Origin of the sequence: Streptomyces roseochromogenus subsp. oscitans DS 12.976, from assembly GCF_000497445.1 — a bacterium.
In the GTDB taxonomy this organism is placed as follows: Bacteria; Actinomycetota; Actinomycetes; order Streptomycetales; family Streptomycetaceae; genus Streptomyces; species Streptomyces oscitans.
Window position 1 is genome coordinate 5,040,502 of record NZ_CM002285.1, and the last position, 17,761, is coordinate 5,058,262.

Below are 17,761 nucleotides of genomic sequence, written 5' to 3' on the forward strand. Positions count from 1 at the left end.
GAATTCCTCACAGGGCTCTTTAATTGAGGTCTCATCGCAATTCTCTTCTTTCGGCTCTCGGGCGCCGTAGTGTTTTCCGTGTCGAAAGCGAAAAGCGCGGACGGCACCGAAGAGAGAAGCGAACAGAGAGGGCATGACCATGAGCTTCCACAAGATCGTCCCGGTGAAGAAGGTCCGCAAGCCCGCCCCGGCCCCGAAGCACCGCAAGCACGAGCCGAAGAAGCACGAGCGCAAGCGCCCGGTGGGTCACAAGTAATTCCCGGAAATCACAGGCAATTCCCAGAAATCACAGGAATCAGGGAGGGGAATTCCATGTCTTTCCGCAAGCTCGCCCCCATCGGCAAGAAGCACTGCTGAGCAAGGCCGTCGTGAGGCGGGGTCACCGGTTACTGCGTGGTCGCACCGGTGGCCCCGCCTCCGCCGTGTCCGAGGTCGTGTCCACAGCTGTGGAAAGGAATTGCCGATGCTGAGGGAAGCCCGCGAGGCCTTCCGCCGGTTCTGGCCGCTGACCCGCGGGGACCGCAAGTGGCTCTGGGCGGTCATCGCCTGCGTGGCCGTGGCCGCGCTCGCCGAGACCGCCGCGATCCTGCTGTTCGCCCAGCTGACCGACCACGCCCTGAAGACCGGCCGGCTGTCCGCCTTCTGGGGGCCGGCCGGTGCCTGGCTCGGCGTGGCCGCGCTCGCCGCGTTCGTCGGCTGTCTCGGCAACTCCCTGGCCACCTGGACCGCGGAGAGATTCGTGCTGCGCCTGCGCGCGGCCGTCTTCCGCCATGTCCAGGACCTGCCCCCGCACTTCTTCCAGCGCCACCGCCAGGGCGACCTGGTCGAACGGCTCACCGGAGACGTCGAGTCCATCGAGCAGCTGGTGGTCTCGGGCGTCGTAGGAGCCGTATCGGCAGCCTTCTCCGCCGTCTTCTACGCCACCGCCGCCTTCTGGCTGCGCTGGGACCTGGCGCTGGCCACCTTCGTCCTCGCGCCGCTGTTCCTGCTCGCCGCGCGCCGCTTCTCCGGCCGTATCGAGCAGGCCTCGCGCGCCGAGCGGGTCGCCGACGGCGCGATCACCTCGGTGGTGGAGGAGTCGCTCGGCAACATCGTCCTCACCCAGGCCTACAACCGGCGCGCCGACGAGGAGCGGCGGCTGGAGCGCGAGGCGCGTGCCTGGATGCGGGCCAGTGTGCGCGGGGCGCGGCTGAGCGAGATGTACGCGCAGTTCGTCGAGGTCGTGGAGACGCTGTGCGTGCTCGCGGTGATCGGCCTGGGCGTGTGGGAGATCTCCGCCGGCCGGATGACCTTCGGCCGGCTCCTCGCGTTCGCCGCCTTCCTCGGCTACCTCTACCCGCCGATCCGCGCCCTCGGCCAGCTCGGCCTGACCGTCACCGCGGCCACCGCCGGCGCCCACCGCATCGGCGAGATCCTGGACGCCGAGCCCGCCGTCACCGACCCCGCCACCCCTGTCCCCGCGTGGCCCGTACACGGCCGGGTCGGCTTCCACCAGGTCTCCTTCCGCTACCCGGGCTCCGCGCGCGCCTCGCTCCGGGACGTCGAACTCACCGCCCAGCCGGGTGAGTTGGTGATCGTCACGGGCGCGAGCGGCGCAGGCAAGTCCACCCTCGCCAAGCTCCTCTCCCGCTTCTACGACCCCTCGGCCGGCGTGATCACCCTGGACGGCGTGCCGCTCAGGGACCTGCCCCTGCACTTCCTGCGCGAGCAGATCGCCCTGCTGCCGCAGCAGACCCTGATCCTCAACGGCACGATCCGCGAGAACATCGCCTGCGGCCGCCCCGGGGCGACGGACACGGAGATCGAGCAGGCGGCGCGGGACGCGGCGGCGCACGAGTTCATCAGCACGCTCCCCGAGGGCTACGACACCCCCATCGCCCCCGGCACCGCCGCCCTCTCCGGCGGCCAGCTCTGGGAGTCCCCCCAGGCCCTTAAGGCACTGGGGGAGCATCGCCATCGCCCGCGCGATGCTGCGCGCGGCCCCGGTCCTCGTCCTGGACGAGCCGACGGCGGGCCTGGACGCGATCGCCGCCCGCCAGGTGGTCCAGCCCCTGCGCCGCCTGATGTCCGGCCGTACGACCATCATGATCACCCACGATCTGTCCCTCGCCCCCGACGCCGACCGCGTCCTGGTCATCGACCACGGCCGCCTCGTGGAGACGGGCACGCACGAGGAACTCCTGGCGCGGGGCGGCGCGTACGCGCGACTGGCGCTGCCGTTGCCGCTGCCGGAGGCGGCGTCGGCAACGCCGCCGAAGGGCGAGGACACGCTGATCCTCAGGTGGTGAGGAGGCTCCGGCGGGCTACAGGGTTTTGGCGGGCTGCAGGGTTTTCAGCGTCTTCTGGGTCTTCAGGTGGTCTTCTTCCGGTCGAACCAGATCGTCGCCAGCGTCGGCACCAGCCCCACCCAGAAGACGATCCGCGGCACCGTCCGCTCGGTCCACGGCACCTGGCTGATGACCAGCGCACACAGCACGGCCCAGGCGGCCTGGCCGAGGACGATCCGGGGCCAGCGGCGGCGGTGGATCAGGGAACGGAGGTTGTAGCGGACGCCGGTCCGCAGCCGGCGGTAGCGCAGCAGCGCGCCGACGGCCCAGAGGGCGCCGACGGGCACGAAGTACCACAGCCGCTGGCCGAGGGAGACCGGCAGCTCACGCGGGACCTGCCCGTCCTTGGTCCACAGATCGAGCAGCACACCGGCGAGCCCCAGACTGAGCAGGGCGATCCAGCGCACCCCGCGCAGCAGCCGGTAGGAGGCGTGGTCCAGGCCCTGCTGCAGGGGTCTGGAGTGCGGGGTGGCGGCGAGGGCGTCGGCGTAGAGGGTGGCGGCCTCGGCGGCCTTGACGCCGGGTGCGGCGGCGGCCTTCGTGGTCCGCCGGGCCAGAGCCCCCGCGTGGTTCGGGTCGAGGCGGAGGATGACCTGGTCGAGCTGGTCGGCGACGGTACGGTTGCCCGCCCGGTCGGCGATCAGCCACGCCACCTCGTACGCGTACACCTCCTCGGGGCCGAGGCGGACGGCTTCCCGGGCCACCTCGCCGGCCTCCCGCAGGGCGGCGTCCATGGTGCCGTCCGGGACCCGACCGCCGCCCGCGCGCCCGGCACTGATGAACCTGATGCGCCACAGCCAGTCGGCGAGCAGTGCGTACCCGTACCAGTACTCGGGAGCGAGGCGGATCACCTCACGCAGGACGCCCTCGGCCTCCGGGAAGCGGAAACCGTCGACCCAGCGCAGGGCGTGTGCGCGCATGATGAGCGCGCCGATGTCCCCGGGGTCGAGCGCGAGCGCCCGCTCGGCCGTCTCCAGCGCCTTGGCCGGGTCCTTCTCGCCCACCAGATGACACCGGGCGTACTTCACCAGCGCGCGGATGTCGTCCGGGTCTTCGGCGAGCCGCTTCTCAAGCACCGTCCTGGCCTCGCCGACGCGCTCCAGCTCGATCAGCATCTCGGCCCGCTCCACGGCAGGGTGCACGGCGCCGCTCACAGCTTGCGCCGCCTCTTCAGATAGGCGACGAGGTCGTCGTACATGCCGCCCTCGTTGGCGAACATCGCCACGTTCCGGGCGGCGGCGAACCACGGCTCGGTGGACGGTACGACCTCCTTGGCGGCGGCCAGCAGGTCCTTCATCCCGATCATCCGTACGGTCCCGGTCCGGGCGGAGTCGAGCAGTGCCCGCTCGGCGGCGGCCTCGCACACATGGGCCAGATCGGCGCCGGAGAGCCCGTCGGTGGCCTTGGCGAGCTTGGTGAGGTCGATGTTCTCGATGGGCCGGTCCCGCAGGTGGTAGCGGAGGATCGCCTCACGGGCGGGTGCGTCCGGCGGCAGCACGAGCAGGGTCCGGTCCAGCCGCCCCGGTCGCCGCAGCGCGTTGTCGACGTCCCAGGGCACATTGGTGGCGGCGAGCACGAACACCCCGTCGTTGGCGCCCCCGTCGACCCCGTCCAGCTCGGTCAGCAGCTGATTGACGGTGTTGCGCATGCCGCCGTGCAGGGTGCGGCTGCGCTTGGCGCCGAGGGCGTCCAGCTCGTCGAGGAAGAGGACACAGGGCGCCTGCCGACGGGCGGTCTGGAAGACCTCGTGCATGTTGCGCTCGGAGTTGCCGGTCCACATGTCGAGCACGTCGCTGACCGACACGGACAGGAAGGACGCCCCGAGTTCCCCGGCGACGGCCCGCGCGATGAAGGTCTTCCCGCAGCCCGGAGGCCCGTACAGCAACAGCCCGCCCCGCAGGCTCTTCCCGTACAGCTTCTGCAGTTCGGGATTGCGCAGGGGCGCGAGGAAGGCGGCCTCCAGCCGGTCCTTCACCTCCTGCATCCCGCCGACGTCGGCGAGCCGCAGCCCCCCGGGCCGCTCCACGTCCCAGGCTTCGGCGTCCCCGGGGTCGCCTTCCCCGTCCGCCCGCATCGGCTCCTCCGCCTCGACGAACCGCGGCGGTACGACATCACCGACCTGCTCTTCGGCGGCCTTCCAGTCGAAACCGGGGCGCTGCCCTGCCGGGGCGGGCTGCGAGGCCGCGGGGACCTCCGGTGCGGCGGGGGCCGGCTGCTGGGGCAGGCCCATGGCGCGGGCCATGAGCTGCCGCGCCTGTGCGTCCCCCGGCGCGTGCTGCAACGCGACGGCAGCCTCGGCGACCGCGGCGTCGGGCTGCCCCTCGCCCAGGAGGAGTTCGGCCAGATGCAGTCGGAGCGGCACATCGGCGGGCGCGGCGGCAACGGCCGTACGCAGGCTCTGGATCAGAGGAGAGTCTTCCGGCATGGACTCCAGCCTACGGAGCCGCTATGCGGTCACTTCCGCTTGGGCCCGGTGACGGAAGCCAGGGTCAGAGCGCCACCAGATCGATGACGTTGATCACGACGTGCCGGTTCGATACGACGTACGTGATGAAGCCGCCGGTGAACGCGGCCGACCAGCTGTTGTCACGGTTGCTGATCGCAGGAGGGCCGAACGGGTTGAGACTGAGCTGCTTCTCCAAGGTCTCCAGTGATGCCCGTTGGGGCCCTGCCAGTGCGGCCTTGCGCTGAGCCGCTCGCTCCACGTACCTGATCGAGTACGCGCTCACCTGCACCTGCTCGTGTCGATGTGATGGTTGTCGGCGTCGTAGACGTTGCCGTCCGCGTCGTGGAAGACCATGCCCTCTGTTTCGCCTTCCGTCATGCGCTTGAGGGTCTGCTCCACCTCGTCGAGGTACCCGGGGGTGGCGCAGGCACAGGCGAAGGGGAACCACTTCTCGATAACCGCGTCGAGGGCAGGCTGGTCGAAATCCGCCGCGGCGCTCAGCCAGTCCTGCTCGAAGGCCCGCAGCCAGTCGGGGCGCCGCTGCAGAGCCGCACGGATCGCGTCCGGGGTTCTCTCGCAGGAGTTCGGATCCACCTCGTGGGTCATGATCGCGCTCGTTTCTCCGGCCGGGGCGGTTGGGGTGCCTGGGAGTCCACGGTAGACCTTGGGGGAGTGCGAGGGCGGGTGGAAGCGGCGCATCAACAGTCGTGGGGGTGGATGCGCGCGCCTCTGCTGTAGGCGATGCGAAGTACTTCCGTCAGCGATTCCGAGGCCCTGGTCAGCGCGAAGCGCACCGCGTCTTCCCCCGCGGCATGGTCCGCAAGCACGGCCTTGGCACCTGCGAGTACTTGTTCCCCCGAGTCGAGCTGGGTTGCCTCCACGTCGTCCGCGAGGAGGGAGAGCCTGCTGTGGTCGCTGCCGGTGCTGAGGTAGCAGGGTTTGCCCTCCGGGGTGCTCCACGGCAGGAGGCGGAGTCCGCCACTCACGCGAACACCTCCACTTCCTGGAGGTACGGGCGTACGAGGGGGGTGTCGTACCAGAAGATGTGTGCTTCGGCGTCGTGCGGGGGGTCGGGGCGTGTGGTCAACGGCGGGTGCATGTCGGGCAGTTGGATCAGGCCCGCGCGGCGGCGGCCCCGGGCGGGCAGCAGGGCCCTGATGAGCAGGAGCAGCAGCGATTCGATGACTCCGGCGGTACGTGCGCGCACGTCGAAGCTCCTTGAGCGGCAGGGGGTTGACGAGCGGTGATTACCGTTCGTGCCCTGATCGTCACAGCTGCGGCGTACGCTGCGGAAGAGGTCCGGTGTTGCCTGGGGCGCCAGGCAACGGGGAGGGGTGACGTGGGCGAGGACGTTGACGCGAAGCCGGTTTCCGGGCGGGCTGTGCTGGGACAGACGCTGAGGGTGCTGCGCGAGAAGGCCGGGAAGTCGCTGGGGCAGTTGGCTGAGGAAACCGGGTACGACAAGAGCTACTTGAGCCGCTTGGAGTCCGGTGAGCGGCTGTCCAAGGTGACGGTCATGGAGGACCTGGACGGGTATTACGGCACCGGTGACCTGCTGGTTGGTCACTGGAAGATGGCCCGGCTGGACGCGTTCAGGGATCGGTACAAGGAGTTCATGGGGCTGGAGGCGACGGCGCGGATCATGTGGAAGTACGCGCCGGGTGTGCCCGGACTTCTGCAGACCGAGGACTTCGCGAGGGAGGCGTTGTCTGGGCCCCAGACAACACTGGAGGGCGACGACTGGATCGAGGAGCAGGTTGCGGCCCGCCTCGGACGGCAGTACCTGCTGCGGCAGAAGCCGCCGCCCGGCGTCCGTATCGTCATCGACGAGTATGCGTTCCGGCGCCCCGCCGCTCTCCCGCAGACCTGGGAGGACCAGTTGCGCCATATCGAGGAGGTGGCGAAGTGGCCGAACATGACGCTTCAGGTGTTGCCCTTCTCCGCCGGAGTCCATCACCACATGGAGGCGTCGCTGACGCTGCTGTGGCAGAAGGACGGCAGCGGTGTTGCTTACGTCGAGGGCAACAGCCATGGCGAGTTGATCGATGAACCGGACGAGGTTCTGCGGCACCGGTTGTCCTACGATCGGCTCCGGGACATGGCGTTGTCCCCGTCCGACTCGCTCGCGTTCATCAAGGACGTACTGGAGGAGTACCGATCATGAAGCAGACCCCCGACCTCAGCACCGCCACCTGGCGCAAGTCGAGCTACAGCGACGGGGGAGACAACAACTGCGTCGAGGTCGCCGACGGCTACCCCGGTGTCGTCCCTGTCCGCGACAGCAAGGTCCCCTCCGCCCACCCGCTGATCTTCTCGGCGACGTCCTGGGACGCCTTCGTGCGCGGCGTGAAGGAGACGGCGTGATCTTCGACCCGGGCACCGCCGCCTGGCGCAAGTCGAGCTACAGCGAAGGGGGAGCGAACGACTGCGTCGAGGTCGCCGACGGCTACCCCGGCGTCGTCCCGGTCCGGGACAGCAAGACCCCCGCGTCCCGCCCGTTGGTCTTCTCGGCCGCCTCCTGGTCGGCGTTCGTGAGGACGCTGTAGGCGTCCAGTCGCCTCTCAATTCCCCAGCAGCGCGGGCCAGTTCTGGTCGGCTGCCCAGTTGGCGAAGGTCGTCCAGCTGACCTCCGGATAGGCGCGGCGCAGTGCGGGGACGTCGACGTCGAGGCCCGTCGTGGTGAAGTACGCGAACATCGCCGCCAAGTCCTCGGAGTGGGTGCGGACGTGGTCGAGGGCGACCTCGTGGTGGGTGATCGGGCCGCCCGTGGCGGTGGTGAGGGCGGCCGCGATCTCGGCCGCGGTGCGGGTGTCGGAGGCGATGTCGATACGGCGGCCCGCGAATTCCTTCCGGTGGCCGAAGACCAGCGCGGCGAAGGCGCCGATGTCGGAGGCGGGGATCAGGGCGAAGGGCCGGTCCGCGGGCATGGGCCAGCCGAAGGCGCCCTCGCGCAGTCCGGCCAGGGTCCAGCCGGCGGTGTAGTTGTCCATGAAGGCGGCCGGGGCGATCACCGTCCAGGGCACGTCGGATGCGCGCAGGTGCCGCTCGATCTCGTACTTGCTGTCGTAGTGCGGGATGCCGGTGCCGCGGTCGGCGTGGGCGGCGGAGGTGAGGACGACGTGCCCGAGGCGGGCGGCCGCGGCAGCGTCGATGAGGGTTGTGCCCTGCCGGACCTCGGTTGCCGTGTCGGTGCCGAAGGGGGTCGTGACCGCGAAGAGTGCGTCCGCTCCGGTCAGGGCCGCGTCGAGGGAGGCGCGGTCGTCGAAGTCGGCGTGGCGGATCTCGGCGCCGAGGGCGCGCAGGGCGTCGGCGGCAGCCGAGTCGGGGCGGCGCGTCAGGGCGCGGACGCGGTGGCCGGCGGCCCGGAGAGTACGGGCGGTGGCTCCGCCCTGGGCGCCGGTGGCGCCGGTGACGGCGACGGTGAGCATGGGTGTCCCCCGGTGGGTGCATAGGATGAATGATGACTGCGTGACGCATTAACTGCGGCACGCAGGAGAGACGGTAGCGCGAGTTTCACTGCGTCGCGCAGTGATTTTTGGAGGCGAGTCCATGACCGACCCGCACCGGGCCCGGCTGTACGAGGAGCTGGCGACGGAATCGCGCCGCTACCACGCGGCGTTCGTGCTGTTCAACCAGGCTGTCGCCGATCACCTCGGCCTGCACCCCACCGACGTTCAGGCCCTGAGCCTGCTGACCGTCGAGCCCGAGCCGCTCACCGTCCGGCAGATCGCCGACATGACCGGTCTCACCACGGGCTCGGCCACCCGGCTGGTGGACCGGCTCGAACGCGGCGGCTATGTGGCCCGTACGCCGGACGTGCGGGACCGCCGCCGGGTGCTGGTCACCCCGGTGCCGGAGCGCCTCGCGCGCGTCACCGCGGTCTGGGACGAGCTGGGCCGCACCTGGCAGACGCTGCTCGACGAGCACAGCGAGGACGAACTGAAGGCGATCACCCGCCATATGCGCCGCGCGAACGACCTGAGCCGCACCCAGATCCAGCGTCTTCGCACCCTGCCGAAGCCGGACTGAGCCGCGCGGCCCCCCGCTCAGCCGGCCTGTGTCTCGAACGTCTCCGGCGGCAGTGCCGGTGCGCCCGGCAGTCGTACCGTCGCCACCGTGCCGCCGCCGTCCGCGCGGGACAGGGTGATCTCGCCGCCCGCCTGCTGGATCGTACGGGCCACGATGGACAGGCCGAGACCGGAGCCCGGCAGGGCGCGGGCGCTGGGGGAGCGCCAGAAGCGGTCGAAGACGTGCGGGAGTTCGTCCTCGGGGACGCCGGGGCCGTGGTCGCGGACGGTCAGGATGCCCTCGGTGAGTCGCACCTCGACCGTGCCACTGCCCGGGCTGAACTTCACCGCGTTGTCGAGGACGTTGACGACCGCCCGCTCCAGCGCGGTCGGCTCCGCCCGGACGTACCAGGGCTCCAGGTCCGCCGTGATCGTCAGCTCCGGGCCGCGAAGGCGGGCGCGGCGCAGAGCCGCCTCGACCGTGTCCTGGAACGACACCACCTGGACGCGCTCGCCCTGCTGCCCCTCCGAGCGGGACAGCTCCTGCAAGTCGCCGATCAGCGAGGCCAGTTCGGTCATCTGGGCCTTCACCGAGGCGAGCAGGGCCTTGCGGTCCTCCGGCGGGAGCGGCCGGCCCGTCTCCTCGCTGCGGGTGAGGAGTTCGATGTTCGTCCGCAACGACGTCAGGGGCGTCCGCAGCTCATGGCCGGCGTCGGCGATCAGCTGCTGCTGGAGATCGCGGGAGCTGGCCAGGGCGGTGGTCATCGAGTTGAAGGAACGGGAGAGGCGGGCGATCTCGTCGTCGCTGTCGTCCTCCACCGGGATCCGGACGGCCAGGTCCTCGGTCCGGGCCACGTGCTCCACGGCCTCGGTCAGTCTGTCGACGGGGCGCAGGCCCGCACGGGCGACGGCGAGCCCTGCGGCACCGGCTCCTATGACGCCGATCCCGGAGACGAGGAGAAGGACGAGCGCGAGCTCGTTGAGTGTCTTCTCGGTGTTCGCGAGCGGGACGGCGGTCATCCAGGCGGCACCCGGATACGACTGGAGCCCGTTGTCCGTGGCGACCACGAGCGGCATGGTGAGCACTCGCACCGGGTTGCCGTCGGTGTCCGTGCCGTTGCGCAGAATGCCGCCCTGGCTGGTGTCGCGCCCGACGATCGCCCGGTCGGCCGAGGTGGTCCGCACCACGCCCGGGGAGCCCGTCGAGACACAGGCCGTGCCGTCCGCCTTGATCAACTGCGAGTAGATGGTGTTGCGGGCCGGCCAGCCGCCGGAGGCCTCCGTCGGCTTCTGCGGGCATGCGGCCAGCAGGTCGATCACCTGCCCGGCGTGCACGGGACGCTGCGAGGAATTCTGCAGATCCTTGTCGACCAGGTCGTACAGCTTCCCCTGCACGATGAACCAGCAGGTCACCGAGACCGCCGCCACCGCGAACGCCACCGCCGCCGCGACCAGCATCGCCAGCCGGGCCCGGATCGGCAGCGCGCGGTAGCGCCGCAGCAGCCTGCTCACTCGGCGCCGCCCTGTCGCAGGACGTACCCCACGCCCCGCACCGTGTGCACGAGCCGCGGCTCGCCGCCGGCCTCGGTCTTGCGGCGCAGGTACATGACGTAGACGTCCAGGGAGTTCGAGCTCGGCTCGAAGTCGAAGCCCCAGACCGCCTTGAGGATCTGCTCGCGGGTGAGGACCTGGCGCGGGTGCGCCATGAACATCTCCAGCAGGGTGAACTCCGTGCGGGTCAGTTCGACCTGGCGGTCGCCCCGGGTGACCTCGCGGGTCGCGAGGTCCATGCGCAGGTCGGCGAAGGTCAGTGCCTCGTCCTCCTGAGCCTGGGCCGACACCGCGGCCGCGTACGAGCTGCGGCGCAGGAGTGCGCGGATCCGGGCGAACAGTTCGTCCAGCTCGAAGGGCTTGACCAGGTAGTCGTCGGCGCCCGCGTCGAGGCCGGTGACCCGGTCGCCGACCGTGTCGCGGGCCGTGAGCATGAGGATCGGGGTGTGGTCGCCGGCCCCGCGGATGCGGCGGGCCGCCGTCAGGCCATCCATGCGGGGCATCTGGATGTCCAGGACGACCAGGTCGGGCTTGTAGGCGGTGGCCTTCTCCAGAGCGTCCGCGCCGTCGACGGCCACCTCCGTGTCGTACCCGTCGAACGCGAGGCTGCGCTGGAGCGCCTCGCGTACCGCCGGCTCGTCGTCGACGATCAGGATGCGCTGGGGGTCACGGTCGCCTTCGGCGGGACTCATCGCTCGCGATTCCTCGGGGTGCGGGTGGGTGGGATGGGCGGGGGCGCGGGTGGTGTGGGATGGGCGGGTGCCTCTCAGCCTGCCACGATCGGCGGGCCGGGAGGCACATCGTCGGGCTCGGGCCCGGCACACCGCCGGTGTCAGGCCCGGACCGCGGTCAGGCGGTTCAGGGGCACCTTGCGGCGGTGCGTGCGGACGGGGCCGGTGCGCAGGCCCATCAGCTCGGGGAACTGTGTCACGACCAGCTCGGGTGCGCGGGGCGCCGGCTTGGGCGCGCGGGGTGCCGGCCGGGGTGCGCGGGAGGACGGCTCGGGCTCGCGGGGTGCCGGGATGGGCGCGTGCAGGGTCTGGGAGACCGAGAGGGCCAGGATGATGTCGGCGGGGCCGCGGACGGCGATCTGGTGCGAAACCTTGGTGATCATGACGTACTCCCTGCTGGACGTGCCCCCCGGTGGCTGAGGGTGGAGCGTTAGCTGTTGTTGCCCGCCCGGAGCTTGGCCAGGTCGGACTTGACGGTGTTGACGGGGATCGCGAAGCCGAGGCCGATGCTGCCCGCGTCCGAGGACGACGAGGACTGCTGACTCGACGAGTACATCGCGGAGTTGATGCCGATGACGTTGCCGCCCGCGTCGATCAGCGCGCCGCCGGAGTTGCCGGGGTTGAGGGACGCGTCGGTCTGGATCGCCTTGTACGTCGTCGTCGACGAACCCGTGTCGCCGTTGAAGTGACGGCCGCCGAACTGGAACGGCCAGTTGCCGTCGCCGCCCTGGTTCTGGCCCTGGTTCTCATCGGTGGAGACCGTCACGTCCCGGTTGAGGGCGGAGACGATACCGCTGGTGACGGTGCCGGTCAGGCCCTCGGGGGAGCCGATCGCGACGACCGAGTCGCCGACCTGGACGCTCGACGAGTTGCCGAGGGACGCGGGCTTCAGACCGGAGGCGCCCTGCAGCTTGATCAGCGCGAGGTCCTTGGAACTGTCGGTGCCGACGACCTGGGCGGTGTAGCTCTTGCCGTCGCTGGTGCGCACCTTGATGGACTGCGCGCCGGAGATGACGTGGTTGTTGGTGACGATCTCGCCGCCCGAGGTGATGATCACGCCGGAGCCGGTGGACGAGCCGTTGCTGAGGGTGGCCTGGATCTCGACCACGCTCGGGCTGACCGCGGCCGCGATCGCGGCGACGTCGCCCTTCTTGCTGGAGGGCACCACATGGGTGCTCGGGCCGGCGGCGGCGACCGTGTCCTTGCCGGTCAGCTCCTGGAAGGCGTACGCCGTGCCGCCGCCGACCGCCGCCGCGACGATCGCGACGGCCGCGAGGAGGGCGACCGGACCCCGGTTGCGCTCGCGCTTATGGGGAGCGGGATCCGTGGCCGGCTGGTACGGCGGCGGGGGCGGCCACTCGGGGTTCGCGGGAGCGGAGTAGCTGTGCTGCTGCTGGGTGTACGCACCCTGGCTCTCGGTCATGACAAGTAGCCTCCCCGGTGACCATGAGAGCTTCCTGAGTGCTGGCTGAGAAGCCCGGCAGAACCTCGTTTGCCCGATATAAAGACGGACCGGGGCTGCTCAGGGAAGCCTCTCAGACGAGTCTCACGAAAACACCCCAGGGGCGCGGGGAACCGCGCGACCGGCCACCGACGGCCGTAAGCCGCACGACGGGCCGGACCAGCGGAGCCACGGCCGGACCAGCGGAGCCACGGCCGGACCAGCGGAGCTACGGCCGGACCAGCGGAGCTACTGGCAGCCGCAGGACGTCCGCACCACCAGCCGGGACGGGAACGTCTTCAGCCGCTCCCGGCGCGACCCCGCGACCCGCAGCCCGTCGTCCAGGACCAGGTCGACCGCCGCCCGGGCCATCGCCGAGCGGTCCGAGGCGACCGTGGTCAGCGGCGGGTCGGCGAGCGCCGCCTCCTTGATGTCGTCGAAGCCGGCCACCCCCAGCTCGCCGGGCACGTCGATGCGCAGCTCGCGCGCGGCCCGCAGCAGGCCGATCGCCTGGTCGTCGGTGGAGCAGAAGACCGCCGGCGGGCGGTGCGGCCCGGAGAGGACGTCGAGGGCGACGCGATAGGCGTCGTAGCGGTTGTACGGCGCCTCGAACAGCCGGCCCTCGGTGGACAGCCCCGCCTCGGCCATGGCCCGCTTCCAGCCCTCGACGTGGTCGGAGACCGGGTCGCCGACGGCCGGTGTCTCCGCCGTACCGCCCATACAGGCGACGTACTCGTAGCCGTGCTCCAGCAGATGGCGTACGGCGAGCTGGGCGCCGCCCAGGTCGTCCGTGACGACGGCGACATCGTCGATGGCCTCGGGCCGCTCGTGCAGCAGGACCACCCGGGCGTCCCAGGCGTCGATCTCGGCGGCGGCCAGATCGTTCAGGGCGTGCGAGACGAGGATGAGCCCGGAGACGCGCATGCCCAGGAAGGCGCGCAGATAGTGGACCTCGCGTTCACCGATGTAATCGGTGTTGCCGACCAGGACCATCTTCCCGCGCTCGGAGGCGGCCTGCTCGACCGCGTGCGCCATCTCGCCGAAGAAGGGCTGGCGGGCGTCGGGGATGATCAGGCCTATGAGGTCGGTGCGGCGCGAGGCCATCGCCTGGGCGACCCGGTCGGGGCGGTACCCCAGCTCCTTGATCGCGGCGAGGACACGCTCGCGCGTGGCCGGGGCGACCGGCCGGGGTCCGTTGTTGATGACATAGCTGACAACGGCGGTCGAAGTTCCCGCCAGCCGCGCCACATCATCCCGAGTCACCTTGGCCACGCGCGGAGTCTACGCGGATGGACCCGCTCTGGGCAGGGCGTATCAGTGCTTGGATGTGCGGAAGCAATGCCCCGCCCGAGCCCGTTCCATGCATGCGCTAGACGTCTGCGTGGATCTCCTCGCCGCTCGGCACGGCGGAGGCGTCCGCATCTTCCGCCTTTGCCCGGTCCGCCCTGGCCCTGGCCTCCTCGCCGGACCGGCCGGTCTTGTCGCCGGACCGGTCGGACCGGTCGGCCTTCTCGGGCGTAACGAATCGATAACCGACGTTCCGTACGGTGCCGATCAGCGACTCGTGCTCAGGGCCGAGCTTGGCGCGCAGCCGCCGTACGTGCACGTCGACCGTCCGGGTGCCGCCGAAGTAGTCGTAGCCCCACACCTCCTGCAGCAGCTGGGCGCGGGTGAAGACCCGGCCCGGGTGCTGGGCGAGGTACTTCAGCAGCTCGAACTCCTTGAAGGTCAGGTCGAGGACCCGCCCCTTGAGTTTCGCGCTGTACGTCGCCTCGTCCACGGACAGGTCGCCGTTGCGGATCTCCATCGGGGAGTCGTCGTTGACGATCTGCTGCCGGCCCATGGCCAGCCGCAGCCGCGCCTCCACCTCCGCGGGGCCGGCGGTGTCGAGGAGCACGTCGTCGATGCCCCAGTCGGCGGTGACGGCGGCGAGGCCGCCCTCGGTGACGACGAGGATCAGCGGACAGCCGGGGCCGGTGGAGCGCAGCAGCTGACACAGGCTGCGCACCTGCGGCAGGTCGCGGCGGCCGTCGACGAGGATGACGTCGGCGCCCGGGGTGTCGACCAGGGCGGGGCCCTCCGCCGGGGCGACCCGCACGTTGTGCAGAAGCAGGCCGAGGGCGGGGAGCACCTCCGTCGACGGCTGGAGGGCGTTGGTCAGGAGCAGCAGAGAACTCATACGTCTGGTTCCTCCTCGGTCCCTGCGAGGCTGTGCGGACGGGCACTGCTCTGCGATCCCGAAGGCCCCGTACACACCCACGGTCACCTGAGGTTTCCCGCTTCGTATACAACGCTTCCGAAAGCACAAAAGGACCCGGGGGCTGCGCTGCCCGAGTCCTCATGCCCAGCAGAATAGCCCACATGAGGAACCGTCCGGCAGGTCAAGTGGTGCATTCCACCGTTCGTCCGAATCCCGAGACAGGCAGACAGGCCTCTATCAGGACGTTTCTGCGCACCGCCGACGGGGTTCCGATCGATTTCGTATACGACCCGGGCACCTTCGTATACGAAACACTCCCGGACGTCGGCCGTTCCCCCTCCCGTGGCCTGGTGTTCGTCGTCGCGCACGGCTTCACCGGGGACGTGGACCGCCCGCACGTACGAAGGGTGGCGGGCGTCCTGGCCCGTTACGGCGCGGTCGTCACCTTCTCCTTCCGCGGCCACGGGCGCTCCGGAGGCCGGTCCACGGTCGGCGACAAGGAGGTCCTGGACCTCGCGGCCGCCGTCGAGTGGGCCCGCGGCCGCGGCCACGCGCGCGTGGCGACCGTCGGCTTCTCCATGGGCGGCTCGGTGGTCCTGCGCCACGCGGCCCTGCACCCCGGCACGACGGACGCGGTGGTCTCGGTCAGCGCCCCCGCCCGCTGGTACTACCGGGGCACGGCCCCCATGCGCTGGCTGCACTGGCTGGTCACCCGCCCCGAGGGCCGTCTGGTCGGCCGCTACGGCCTGCGCACCCGCATCCATCACCGCGACTGGGACCCGGTACCGCTGTCACCGGTGCAGGCGGTCCCCAGGATCGCCCCCGCTCCCCTTCTGATCGTGCACGGCGACCGCGACGGCTACTTCCCCCTCGACCACCCCCGGATGCTCGCCGAGGCGGCCGGTGACCACGGGGAACTGTGGGTGGAGCCGGGCATGGGCCACGCGGAGCACGCGGCGGACGACGCGCTGCTCGCCCGGATCGCGGACTGGACTGTGGCCCGGGCGGGCTAGCCTGACACCATCTGTTCTCTGTCTTTGAATTTCCCTTGCCGTCGATTGAGGAACGAGATGCCCCAGGTCACGGTGCGCTACTGGGCCGCCGCGAAGGCCGCGGCCCAGGTCGCCGAGGAGCCGTACGACGCGGACACGCTCGCCGACGCGCTGGCCGCCGTACGCGCGCGACACCCCGGTGAACTCACGCGCGTGCTGCAGCGATGCTCCTTCCTCATCGACGGTGACCCCGTCGGGACCCGCGCGCATGAGACGGTACGGCTGGCCGAGGGCGGCACGGTCGAGGTGCTCCCGCCGTTCGCAGGAGGGTGAGGCGATGAGCGACCAGCCGTATCAGGGCGGTCAGCCCTATCAGGGCAACCCGTACGAGGGCTACGAGGGTTACGACCCTTATCAGCAGCATCAGAATCAGCAGCAGCAATGGCCCCAGCAGGACCAGTACGCCGGACACGGGCAGCAGCAGCCCGGCTACGACCCCCAGCTCACCCAGCACTGGCAGGGGCAGACCTGGGACTCACAGACGCACGCGTCGCTGCAGACGCCCGCGCAGGCGTCGGAGACGGCGTATCTGCCGCCGCAGCAGCAGTACGAGGGGCAGTACCACCAACAGCAGCAGCCGTACGCGGGCCCGTACACATCGGCGCCCCAGCCCCAGCCGATGGCGCAGCCGCAGCCGCAGCCGATGCCGCAGTCGCGGCCTGAACGGACGGCCGCACCCGCACCGAAACCAGCACCGGCACCGGCACCGGAAGCCGTACCGGAGTCCGAGCCGGACTACGGACCCGCCACGCTCGCCGGCAACGCCCGGATCACCGATGCCCAGCGGGCGCGGCTGGAGGGCCGTTCGCCGATCATCGAGCCCGGCATGCAGCCGGCGCTGCTGACCGCGGTGCTGGGTCTGCTCCTGGCGGTGACGGCGCCGGTCGCCTCGTACGCGCTGGTCGCCCCCCTGGTGGTGCTCCAGGCGGTGACGGCGGCGGGCTGGTTCCGGCTGAACGGTATGTGGCCGGCCCGGCAGGGCATCGCGCTGGCGTTCGCGGGCGGGCTCGCCGCCGACGTGGCCGTCCTGGTCGCAGGCCGCGACAATGCGCCCGCCGCGATCCTCGGCCCCCTCGGCGTCTGGGTTCTGCTGTCCCTGGTCCTGCAGCTGCGTTCGCACGCCTCGCCGGACGAGCGGATGTACGGCCTGATGGCGACGGTTGTCTCGGCGGCGCTGTCGGTACTGGCCACCGGGTATCTGGGCGCCGACCCGCACGCGGTGTCCGTGGGCGCGGCGGCGGTGGCCGTGGCGATGGTGGCGAAGGCTCTGCCGTTGCCCGGGCCGGCCGCGATCGTGGTGTCGCTGCTGGCCGCCGCGGGTGCGGGGATCGCCGTGGGCGATGTGACGGGGCTGGGCCCGAAGGGGGCGGCCCTGGGCGTGGCGGCGGGCGTCTGCGCCCTGATCGGCCACCGGGTCGCGAGCTACGACTACCCGTCCCGTTTCGTCCACTTCACGGCTGGCGTGGCCCTGCCCCTGTCGGCGGCGGCCCCGGCGGTCTGGGTACTGGGGCGCGCCCTGGGCTAGGCGCCGCGCCCCTGGGCAGGCGAGCTGCAGCGTGCTCAAGGGGCGCGGGGAACTGCGCGACAAGCCACGATGGACCCGCACCCGGCAATGGCGAGGTACTTCCCGTGGCGAGTAGCCGAAGGGCCGTACCCCCACTGGCGTCCAACCCCAGGGGTACGGCCTTTCAGCCCGTCACTGCTGCATTCGCTCAGATGGCGATGGCGACCTCGGCAAGCCCGCCCTTCTGGGCGACAACCGTGCGATCGGCGGAGCCGCCCGGTACGAGCGCCCGCAGGGTCCACGTGCCCTCGGCCGCGTAGAACCGGAACTGACCGGTCGCCGAGGTCGGAACCTCCGCGGTGAACTCGCCGGTCGAGTCGAGCAGACGGACGTATGCCGTCACCGGCTCGCCGTCACGGGTCACCTGACCCTGGATCGTGGTCTCACCGGGCTTGATCGTCGAGGCGTCCGGACCGCCGGCCTTCGCTCCACACATGCTGTT

General features: G+C 70.9%; 22 protein-coding genes and 1 pseudogene. 9 read left to right on the top strand and 14 right to left on the bottom strand.

Annotated elements, in window-relative coordinates:
- Nucleotides 1-133 precede the first annotated feature (133 nt).
- On the top strand, nt 134-256 hold the full coding sequence (locus tag M878_RS000000101065) for a hypothetical protein (protein ID WP_023549143.1): 123 nt from the start codon (nt 134-136) through the stop codon (nt 254-256).
- 207 nt (nt 257-463) lie between these two features.
- Nucleotides 464-2,288 (top strand): annotated as a pseudogene (locus M878_RS71395) (ABC transporter ATP-binding protein).
- Nucleotides 2,289-2,350: 62 nt separating this feature from the next.
- Here M878_RS71395 and M878_RS71400 read toward each other — a convergent pair.
- From M878_RS71400 to M878_RS71425, 6 genes are all read right to left on the bottom strand, one after another.
- Complete coding sequence (locus M878_RS71400; RefSeq protein WP_023549151.1) at nt 2,351-3,481, bottom strand: tetratricopeptide repeat protein; 1,131 nt, start codon at nt 3,479-3,481, stop codon at nt 2,351-2,353.
- On the bottom strand, nt 3,478-4,752 hold the full coding sequence (locus M878_RS71405) for an ATP-binding protein (protein WP_023549153.1): 1,275 nt from the start codon (nt 4,750-4,752) through the stop codon (nt 3,478-3,480). The genes M878_RS71400 and M878_RS71405 overlap by 4 nt, the downstream gene beginning before the upstream one ends.
- Before the next feature lie 64 nt (nt 4,753-4,816).
- Entirely contained in the window at nt 4,817-5,056 is a 240-nt protein-coding gene (locus M878_RS71410; protein WP_031225450.1) for a hypothetical protein, read from the bottom strand.
- Nucleotides 5,053-5,379 carry a DUF6247 family protein gene (locus M878_RS71415; RefSeq protein ID WP_023549156.1) on the bottom strand — a complete coding sequence of 109 codons (327 nt, stop codon included), beginning with the start codon at nt 5,377-5,379 and terminating at the stop codon, nt 5,053-5,055. The genes M878_RS71410 and M878_RS71415 overlap by 4 nt, the downstream gene beginning before the upstream one ends.
- A gap of 92 nt (nt 5,380-5,471) precedes the next feature.
- On the bottom strand, nt 5,472-5,759 hold the full coding sequence (locus tag M878_RS71420; RefSeq protein WP_023549158.1) for a hypothetical protein: 288 nt from the start codon (nt 5,757-5,759) through the stop codon (nt 5,472-5,474).
- On the bottom strand, nt 5,756-5,980 hold the full coding sequence (locus tag M878_RS71425) for a hypothetical protein (RefSeq protein ID WP_023549160.1): 225 nt from the start codon (nt 5,978-5,980) through the stop codon (nt 5,756-5,758). Before M878_RS71425 ends, M878_RS71420 begins: the two co-directional genes overlap by 4 nt.
- A 132-nt stretch (nt 5,981-6,112) precedes the next feature.
- On the opposite strand from M878_RS71425, the gene M878_RS71430 reads away from it, so the two are divergent.
- Genes M878_RS71430 through M878_RS71440 form a run of 3 tightly spaced genes read left to right on the top strand, consistent with a single transcriptional unit; the run spans nt 6,113 to nt 7,319 of the window.
- The gene (locus tag M878_RS71430) at nt 6,113-6,937 is read left to right on the top strand and encodes a helix-turn-helix domain-containing protein (protein WP_023549163.1); all 825 of its coding nucleotides are present in this window, start codon (nt 6,113-6,115) and stop codon (nt 6,935-6,937) included.
- The gene (locus M878_RS71435) at nt 6,934-7,137 is read left to right on the top strand and encodes a DUF397 domain-containing protein (protein WP_023549164.1); all 204 of its coding nucleotides are present in this window, start codon (nt 6,934-6,936) and stop codon (nt 7,135-7,137) included. Before M878_RS71430 ends, M878_RS71435 begins: the two co-directional genes overlap by 4 nt.
- The gene (locus M878_RS71440) at nt 7,134-7,319 is read left to right on the top strand and encodes a DUF397 domain-containing protein (RefSeq protein WP_023549167.1); all 186 of its coding nucleotides are present in this window, start codon (nt 7,134-7,136) and stop codon (nt 7,317-7,319) included. Before M878_RS71435 ends, M878_RS71440 begins: the two co-directional genes overlap by 4 nt.
- Before the next feature lie 15 nt (nt 7,320-7,334).
- On the opposite strand, the gene M878_RS71445 is transcribed toward M878_RS71440, so the two are convergent.
- Entirely contained in the window at nt 7,335-8,201 is an 867-nt protein-coding gene (locus M878_RS71445) for an NmrA/HSCARG family protein (protein WP_023549169.1), read from the bottom strand.
- Nucleotides 8,202-8,322: 121 nt separating this feature from the next.
- Between M878_RS71445 and M878_RS71450 the strand changes: the two genes are divergently transcribed.
- Nucleotides 8,323-8,802, top strand: a complete 480-nt coding sequence (locus tag M878_RS71450) for a MarR family winged helix-turn-helix transcriptional regulator (RefSeq protein WP_023549171.1) — start codon at nt 8,323-8,325, stop codon at nt 8,800-8,802.
- Between the two features lie 17 nt (nt 8,803-8,819).
- Here M878_RS71450 and M878_RS71455 read toward each other — a convergent pair whose 3' ends face one another.
- The 6 genes from M878_RS71455 to M878_RS71480 form a co-directional block, all read right to left on the bottom strand.
- Nucleotides 8,820-10,238, bottom strand: a complete 1,419-nt coding sequence (locus M878_RS71455; protein ID WP_078630646.1) for a sensor histidine kinase — start codon at nt 10,236-10,238, stop codon at nt 8,820-8,822.
- Between the two features lie 50 nt (nt 10,239-10,288).
- Nucleotides 10,289-11,023: a response regulator transcription factor gene (locus tag M878_RS71460; RefSeq protein ID WP_023549175.1), complete on the bottom strand. Its 735-nt coding sequence runs from the start codon at nt 11,021-11,023 to the stop codon at nt 10,289-10,291.
- Nucleotides 11,024-11,163: 140 nt separating this feature from the next.
- Nucleotides 11,164-11,445, bottom strand: coding sequence for a hypothetical protein (locus M878_RS71465; protein ID WP_023549177.1), 282 nt, complete (start codon nt 11,443-11,445; stop codon nt 11,164-11,166).
- Between the two features lie 47 nt (nt 11,446-11,492).
- Nucleotides 11,493-12,485 (bottom strand): S1C family serine protease, encoded by a 993-nt coding sequence (locus M878_RS71470; protein ID WP_023549178.1) that lies wholly within the window; start codon nt 12,483-12,485, stop codon nt 11,493-11,495.
- Nucleotides 12,486-12,752: 267 nt separating this feature from the next.
- Nucleotides 12,753-13,775, bottom strand: a complete 1,023-nt coding sequence (locus tag M878_RS71475) for a LacI family DNA-binding transcriptional regulator (protein WP_078630339.1) — start codon at nt 13,773-13,775, stop codon at nt 12,753-12,755.
- 97 nt (nt 13,776-13,872) lie between these two features.
- Entirely contained in the window at nt 13,873-14,682 is an 810-nt protein-coding gene (locus M878_RS71480) for a response regulator transcription factor (RefSeq protein WP_023549182.1), read from the bottom strand.
- 182 nt (nt 14,683-14,864) lie between these two features.
- Here M878_RS71480 and M878_RS71485 point away from each other — a divergent pair, with 182 nt between their 5' ends.
- The 3 genes from M878_RS71485 to M878_RS71495 are packed head-to-tail and all read left to right on the top strand — an operon-like array spanning nt 14,865 to nt 17,280.
- Nucleotides 14,865-15,716 carry an alpha/beta hydrolase family protein gene (locus M878_RS71485; RefSeq protein ID WP_031225452.1) on the top strand — a complete coding sequence of 284 codons (852 nt, stop codon included), beginning with the start codon at nt 14,865-14,867 and terminating at the stop codon, nt 15,714-15,716.
- 57 nt (nt 15,717-15,773) lie between these two features.
- Nucleotides 15,774-16,028: a MoaD/ThiS family protein gene (locus tag M878_RS71490; protein WP_023549185.1), complete on the top strand. Its 255-nt coding sequence runs from the start codon at nt 15,774-15,776 to the stop codon at nt 16,026-16,028.
- A gap of 4 nt (nt 16,029-16,032) precedes the next feature.
- Nucleotides 16,033-17,280: a hypothetical protein gene (locus M878_RS71495; protein ID WP_023549187.1), complete on the top strand. Its 1,248-nt coding sequence runs from the start codon at nt 16,033-16,035 to the stop codon at nt 17,278-17,280.
- Nucleotides 17,281-17,467: 187 nt separating this feature from the next.
- Here M878_RS71495 and M878_RS71500 read toward each other — a convergent pair whose 3' ends face one another.
- Nucleotides 17,468-17,755, bottom strand: coding sequence for a DUF1416 domain-containing protein (locus tag M878_RS71500; RefSeq protein WP_023549189.1), 288 nt, complete (start codon nt 17,753-17,755; stop codon nt 17,468-17,470).
- Nucleotides 17,756-17,761: the final 6 nt, after the last annotated feature.

Bases quoted from the DNA above. Each gene is read 5' to 3' on its own strand.
- M878_RS71415 (WP_023549156.1), bottom strand. From the start codon at position 5,379: ATGACCCACGAGGTGGATCCGAACTCCTGCGAGAGAACCCCGGACGCG.
- M878_RS71495 (WP_023549187.1), top strand. From the start codon at position 16,033: ATGAGCGACCAGCCGTATCAGGGCGGTCAGCCCTATCAGGGCAACCCG.
- M878_RS71490 (WP_023549185.1), top strand. From the start codon at position 15,774: ATGCCCCAGGTCACGGTGCGCTACTGGGCCGCCGCGAAGGCCGCGGCC.
- M878_RS71470 (WP_023549178.1), bottom strand. From the start codon at position 12,485: ATGACCGAGAGCCAGGGTGCGTACACCCAGCAGCAGCACAGCTACTCC.
- M878_RS71465 (WP_023549177.1), bottom strand. From the start codon at position 11,445: ATGATCACCAAGGTTTCGCACCAGATCGCCGTCCGCGGCCCCGCCGAC.
- M878_RS71460 (WP_023549175.1), bottom strand. From the start codon at position 11,023: ATGAGTCCCGCCGAAGGCGACCGTGACCCCCAGCGCATCCTGATCGTC.
- M878_RS71435 (WP_023549164.1), top strand. From the start codon at position 6,934: ATGAAGCAGACCCCCGACCTCAGCACCGCCACCTGGCGCAAGTCGAGC.
- M878_RS71485 (WP_031225452.1), top strand. From the start codon at position 14,865: ATGAGGAACCGTCCGGCAGGTCAAGTGGTGCATTCCACCGTTCGTCCG.
- M878_RS000000101065 (WP_023549143.1), top strand. From the start codon at position 134: ATGACCATGAGCTTCCACAAGATCGTCCCGGTGAAGAAGGTCCGCAAG.
- M878_RS71500 (WP_023549189.1), bottom strand. From the start codon at position 17,755: ATGTGTGGAGCGAAGGCCGGCGGTCCGGACGCCTCGACGATCAAGCCC.
- M878_RS71405 (WP_023549153.1), bottom strand. From the start codon at position 4,752: ATGCCGGAAGACTCTCCTCTGATCCAGAGCCTGCGTACGGCCGTTGCC.
- M878_RS71480 (WP_023549182.1), bottom strand. From the start codon at position 14,682: ATGAGTTCTCTGCTGCTCCTGACCAACGCCCTCCAGCCGTCGACGGAG.
- M878_RS71445 (WP_023549169.1), bottom strand. From the start codon at position 8,201: ATGCTCACCGTCGCCGTCACCGGCGCCACCGGCGCCCAGGGCGGAGCC.
- M878_RS71455 (WP_078630646.1), bottom strand. From the start codon at position 10,238: ATGCTGGTCGCGGCGGCGGTGGCGTTCGCGGTGGCGGCGGTCTCGGTG.
- M878_RS71450 (WP_023549171.1), top strand. From the start codon at position 8,323: ATGACCGACCCGCACCGGGCCCGGCTGTACGAGGAGCTGGCGACGGAA.